At 38.7% G+C, this 4740-nt stretch carries 2 protein-coding genes; both read left to right on the top strand.

Annotated features, from left to right (window positions below):
* Nucleotides 1-34 precede the first annotated feature (34 nt).
* Nucleotides 35-3745, top strand: coding sequence for a pectinesterase family protein (locus ABWO41_RS15545; protein ID WP_353140019.1), 3711 nt, complete (start codon nucleotides 35-37; stop codon nucleotides 3743-3745).
* Nucleotides 3746-3821: 76 nt separating this feature from the next.
* Nucleotides 3822-4740: glycoside hydrolase family 3 protein (locus ABWO41_RS15540; protein ID WP_353140017.1), on the top strand; the 919-nt coding region annotated here is incomplete at its 3' end.

Here is a 4740-nt window from a genome sequence, read left to right as displayed (position 1 = left end):
AAAGTTTATTTACTTATTTATTGCGTTTTTAAGCATGCTTCAGAGTGCTAAGGCGCAAACTATAGAAACTATTACCTGGACTTTATCCTCTAATACCTCAGGAGCATCAAGTTCTGCCAGTTTAGGTGCCTCAAATCAAGTTCTAGGTAGTGTTATTGAAGGTATTCAATATAACAGAAATTATAATGTGGGAACTGGTTTTCAGGATGTGGCAAGAACTACTGGAAAACAACTGCCTACAGCTTACGATGCAAACTCGTATGTAGAATATAAAGTCGCTGTTCCGGTTGGAAAAAAATTCAGACTAACTAATATTAATTTTTATGCATTAGGGGGAGGAACAGGTGGAGCGAAAATGGCTGTTTATTATTCTTTAAATAGCTTTCTTGAATCAGCGCCGGTTGGAAAAATTAAATACGAACTAACAAAAGAATATGATAATAATATAACTACCGGAGCAGTAGCTTTGATAAACAGTGGTGCTGTGGCTACTGATGCCGGTAAGGAAGTTGCAGATATCAATACCGATATTGAAATTGGCCAGGGAAAAACGTTAAGTATTAGAATTGATATTTGGGCCGGGTCTGCCAATAGATATTTTGCATCTAAAAATTTTAAATTGACGGGAACATTAAGTGACGACGATAGCGCTGTTGCTACTCAATATAACCTGACGACAACTTTAAATAATGCAAGCGCAGGGACGATCTCGAAAACGCCAAATAATTTAACTTATGATGAGGGAGCTTTGGTTAGCCTGCAGGCAGCCTCAAATTTTGGCTACAAGTTTGTTAAATGGGTAGACGCTAATAATGCCGATGCAGAATTGTCTGTATCAAATCCATATGTGGTTACAATGGACGCTGCCAAAAATATTAAAGCAGTATTTGAAACCGTAGCAACTTATAATTTTACGGTAAATAAAACAGGTTCAAACTGGGGCGATGTAAAACTATCCCCTGAGCCTGTAAGCGGAAAATACGAGGCTGGAACAGAGGTAACCATGACGGTAACTCCAAATGCTGTAAGCACTTTCAGCTATTGGGAAGATAATTCTACAGTATTACAAAGAACAGTTATTGTTAATGCAGACGCAACTTACACCGCCACGTTTGATGAAATTCCCTTTATAGTAGGATGGGATTTTATGGATCAAACTACCAAACAAGATAAAACTGCCGATTATTACGCAGAGAGCACCAATACAGGTATGATATCTGCATATTCTGCTTCGAATGCCTCTGTAGCCTGGTTGTCCAGTGCCGCGAGTTATTCTCCGTCTTATCCGGCAGCAAGATTATGGACACCGGCTGCTGACTTTAATGCCGGAAACCCGAGATATTTGAAAGCACAATTCTCTACAGAAGGCTATAAGAATATCCAGGTAAAATCAATGGTAGCAGCTTCTTATCAGGCTTATTCCGTTTATAAACTACAATATTCTTTAGACGATATTTCTTATACGGATATAGCAACTGTAGATATATCTGGCAAATATAACAGCAGTTGGTCCGATCTGAATGCTACCTTACCACAGGAAGCAGAAGGAAAGCCAAGAGTTTATTTGAAATGGGTGGCAGATAAAGGAAGCGCTAAACTTGACGGTAATGCAAGCAATCCTGGATCTGACGTTGAAGGCATTGCCTATACCAATGTATTTGTGTATGCAGATAAAGAAATCGTAAATGATACAGATGCTCCGGAATTAATTTCTTCTGTACCGGCTGTAGGTTCGGCTACAGCAACCGTTAATGGTTCTGTTGTGTTAACATTTAATGAACGGGTAAAAGCAGGAACGGGTAATATCACGTTAGGAACAAAAGTGCTTTCCGGCGTTTACGGAACAAAGTCCGTTACATTCGCTTATGAAAAATTGAGCTATAATACATCATATACCGTAACTATACCGGCCGGAGCTTTAATTGACATGTCTGGGAATGCTTATGCCGGAATTACTTTTACCTTTACTACAGCAAACAGAACACAGCCAACTAAAAAAATGTTTGATGCGGTTGTGGCAAAAGATGGTTCGGGAGATTATCTGTCAGTAATAGATGCCATAGCAGCAGCGCCTGGTAACAGGGTAACTCCATGGTTAATTTATATCAAGAACGGAAAATATACCGGACATCATGATATACCTTCGAGCAAACCTTTTATACACTTAATTGGCCAAAGCCGCGATGGTGTAATTATCTCTGATAATCTACTTTCCGGTGGCGAAAATGCTGTGCATGTTTCTGTAGGAGCAACCATGGTGGTAAATTCTACAGATTGCTATTTCGAAAATCTGACTTTAGAAAATAGTTGGGGTTACGAACAGCTGGCAGGGCCACAGGCATTGGCTTTGTTTTCGACGAAAGACAGATTTACCCTTAATAATGTTTATCTCAGAAGTTACCAGGATACTTATTTAACTTCATATAATAATGTGTCAGACAGGCACTATATTAAAAATTCGAGAATAGAGGGAGCTGTTGATTTTATTTATGGGGCCGGAGATGTGTTCTTTGATCGGGATACCATTTCTGTAAATAGAGATGCAGGTGGCTATATTGTTGCACCAAGCCACAAGCCGGAAACTGCTTACGGTTATGTATTTAGTGATTGCATATTAATGAAAGATAGAGTATCCAGTGTAATTACTTATTTAGGAAGACCATGGCAGGGATCACCAAAAACTGTATTCCTGAATACAAGGTTATTGGACGGAATAAGTATCTATCCTAAAGGATGGTATTATAAAATGGGAGCTATACCAGCGGTATTTGCAGATTACAATACCATGGATATAAATGGTAATGCGATAGATTTAAGCCAGCGTATAGAAGATTATGAGTACGATGTTAAAGATGGAAGCGGAAATGTTACCGGAGTAGTAACAGGTAAAGCTAAAAAATCACTTACACCTTCAGAAGCAGCAGGCTATAGCTATGAAAATGTTATTCTCAGAAATGGAGATAGCTGGGATCCGCGTTTAATGACAGAAGCTCCCGACAAGCCAACAAATCTATCCCTTAATAATAATGAGCTTACATGGAATGAAGTAGATTATGCAAGATTGTATATTATATTCAGAAATAATCAAGTAATAGGTTTTTCGCTAAATGGCACATATACAGATGCAACGGCAGTACAAGAAACAAATTATGCCTATAAGGTTCAGGCAGTAGGAGAGTTTGGAGCTTTAAGTGCAGAATCAGAAGTAATACAAACTTTACCAATTACCGGCTTACAGGTAAAAGCTGTTAAAGCAGGACAATCTGTGCAACTTAACTGGAGCACTTTAACAGAGAAAGGAACTTCTCATTTTACTATAGAAAGAACAATTGACGGAAAGAATTTTGAGGAATTAGGAAATATAAAAGCCACAGGAAACAGCAATATAAAACAAACGTATTATTTTACAGACCATGCACCGCTGGCCGAAACCAATATTTATAGAATAAAGGCCATAGATTTTGATGGACATACCGAATACAGCGATTTAGTTTCCGTAAGATTTACAAATAATGTAAACATAGCTGTATATCCTAACCCGGCAACCGAATATATCAAACTATCTTCTACGGTATCAAAAAATAACATTAGTATATACGATATGACAGGTAAAAAAGTATTTACTGCTCAACAGGCAGAAAATAATCAGAATTTTAACATCTCGGGTTTACCAATAGGAATATATATAGTAGAAATAAATGATGTTAATGGTAATAATCATGTAACCAGATTGGTAAAAAAATAAAATGAACGGTCGGTTTAGATGGTGTTGATAGTTAGCCTCGGTAGAATTGTTAGATATCTTCAATTAGTATAAGTTTATGAGAATTTTTGTTTTTTCGTTTTTTTTAATTTTTCTAGGCTCACAAATATCAGCACAGAATAAACTATATCCATTTCAGGATAATCGTCTGCCCTTTGACAAGAGGGTAGACGATCTGTTACAACGTCTCACTGTAGAAGAAAAAGTCTTACTGATGCAGGACGTGTCCAGACCAATAGAACGTTTGGGAATTAAACAATACAACTGGTGGAACGAAGCATTGCATGGTGTAGCCAGGGCAGGTTTGGCAACGGTATTTCCACAGCCCATCGGTATGGCGGCGTCTTTTGACAGAGATGCACTGTTTAATGTGTTCAATGCAGTTTCAGATGAAGCAAGGGCAAAGCACAATTATCATTTGTCGCAGGGGAGCTATGGCCGATATGAAGGTTTAACCATGTGGACTCCAACAATCAACATTTTTAGAGATCCGCGTTGGGGCAGAGGTATAGAAACCTATGGCGAAGACCCATACCTTACTGCGGTAATGGGCGTTCAGGCGGTAAAAGGATTACAGGGCCCTTCCAATGGGAAATACGATAAATTACATGCCTGTGCCAAGCATTTTGCCGTTCACTCCGGTCCGGAATGGAACAGACATTCCTTTGATGCTGCGAATATTAAACAAAGAGATTTATACGAAACTTATTTACCGGCCTTTGAGGCTTTGGTAAAAGAAGCCAAAGTGCAGGAAGTTATGTGTGCCTATAACCGGTTTGAAGGAGATCCGTGTTGTGGAAGCGATAGGTTATTACAACAAATATTAAGAAAGAAATGGGGTTTTGAAGGTATAGTAGTAGCCGATTGCGGGGCTATTGCAGATTTTTTTAAAGAAAATGCACATAAGACACATCCCGATGCTGCTTCAGCATCTGCAGCTGCGGTATATAGCGGAACAGATCTGGACTGTGGATCCA

The sequence above is a fragment of the Pseudopedobacter sp. genome (assembly GCF_040392825.1).
In the GTDB taxonomy this organism is placed as follows: domain Bacteria; phylum Bacteroidota; class Bacteroidia; order Sphingobacteriales; family Sphingobacteriaceae; genus Pseudopedobacter.
The sequence above is the reverse complement of the archived record's forward strand: the minus strand, read 5'-3'. Positions and strand labels throughout refer to the sequence as shown.

Bases quoted from the DNA above. Each gene is read 5' to 3' on its own strand.
- ABWO41_RS15545 (WP_353140019.1), top strand. From the start codon at position 35: ATGCTTCAGAGTGCTAAGGCGCAAACTATAGAAACTATTACCTGGACT.